General features: G+C 36.5%; 1 protein-coding gene. It reads right to left on the bottom strand.

Translation table 11 applies throughout. From position 1 onward, the window contains the following. Positions 1-566: 566 nt before the first annotated feature. Complete coding sequence (locus A6E06_RS11335; RefSeq protein WP_065593221.1) at positions 567-1,619, bottom strand: GTP pyrophosphokinase family protein; 1,053 nt, start codon at positions 1,617-1,619, stop codon at positions 567-569. Between the last annotated feature and the right edge of the window lie 81 nt (positions 1,620-1,700).

The following is a 1,700-nucleotide window of genomic DNA, read 5'->3' as shown; positions in this document are numbered from 1 at the left end:
CTTACTTTCGGCTTGGCTAACTTGGTAAAGAACTGCTCTGCCAAGATTTTCTAAGCCCTGATTCTAATTTACCGATGGCAATTAAGCGAACAAAATGTTCTTAAATTGCGAGATAAAGTAAATGGAAAACAGATACATTTTTTACACCATTTGAACGGCTTAGTCTCAGCTAGTTTGGAACTGATAAACCAAATATCCTTGCCACAACTGGGATTGAAAATGCTACGAGGAAAACACTGATGCAGACTAAAATGAGGCATAACCAAAGAACAATTGAAGCGTAAATTAGCCTCTGAAACGCCTGAACTTAGGGAAATAAGGGCTAATTTGCCGAACCTGATGATACGAAAACCAAAAGGCAACAAAGAAGAAAAGGACGCTTACTAAGCCGAAACTACGAAAGCCGCGCCCTTTTGATGAACCGTGCAAAAAATTTCGGACTCAGTACGCACAACGCCTGCATAACACGTTTGCTACCATGCAAACTAAGCTGAATTTACCACTTAACACGGTGAACTCAAAGAAACCTAGAATGCCGAATGTAGAAAATCGTGTTGATGCGATTGTTAGCCTGCGTCTTCGCCATATCCTTCCAATTCAAGGGAGCCTACACTATCTAGCTTATTAAGCATTTCATTATAATCCTCACCAACGACAAATCGACGAAGAATAGGTAGTGAATCTTCGTCTACACACCAGCTAATTTGAACACTTTCAAGAAATCTCTTCCAATCTGAAATAAGCATCCAATCTCTAATAATTCCTAAGATATTTGATTGTTCTCCGATTTCAATAAATACTTTTTCGTAGTTTATTGGGATAATATCCTTTAAATCAGACAATGTATGGACCTTAAATTCTTTCAACTCTCTTACTAGATCATTTATATTCTTAGGCTGTGAATCTATTTCTATGCCACTTTCCTTTACCCATGAATCGAAAAATTTCTTTACACTGATTGAATCAATATTTATTGATAAGTCACCACTTTTTGACTTTTTATCTACACTATCTTTGTAAGCATCGATTTGTGAAGATAGTTCGTCAAACCCCTTGTCGGCAACTTCTAACATCCCTGCATACAAATAAAGTTTACGTTCTATTTCCGGAGGTAAAGTACCTGAAAACTTATAATTACTATCATGCGCTAGCTCCGCCCATGCATGCTGTAAAACAGTCCTTACTTGAACTTCAAATTTTAAATCAGTAAGGTTTGAATATTCAGGAAGTATTGCTCTTTTACTACCCAGAGTGCACACAAAATGCACTGATCTATAACCAATTTGATCTTTGGACAATACCTTACTTTTATCCATTGAGTTCTCGAAGTCGACCCCAAAAGATTCAGATATTAATTCGGATACTTTATCTACGTCAGATTCAAAATAGAGAATTACTCGAACACCCGATAAATCAGTCATTTGCACTTCTGGTCTTTTATAACCTTTACGTTCTATTTTTTCTAAAACACTTTTCTTATCCTTAGTACGGCCTGTGACCGCAAGGAAATCAATATTTTTAGCTTTAAGTAAGTTCTCAAATACTGTTACTACTGATTCAGTAAGTCTAGAATGAGTTTTTAAAGCATCATCTAACCATTTCACATGTTTTTCTTCCATACTTAATATTATCCTCTAAGCGGGCTAACGCCTGCATAACACGTTTGCTACGATACATACCTAGCTGAATTTTAACGCCTT

Source organism: Aliivibrio sp. 1S175 (assembly GCF_001690985.1).
Classification (GTDB): domain Bacteria; phylum Pseudomonadota; class Gammaproteobacteria; order Enterobacterales; family Vibrionaceae; genus Aliivibrio.
Note: the sequence above shows the minus strand (reverse complement) of the source record. Positions and strands in the feature narration are given on the sequence as shown.

Excerpts from the sequence above, each read along its gene's own strand:
- A6E06_RS11335 (WP_065593221.1), bottom strand. The coding sequence starts at position 1,619 with ATGGAAGAAAAACATGTGAAATGGTTAGATGATGCTTTAAAAACTCAT.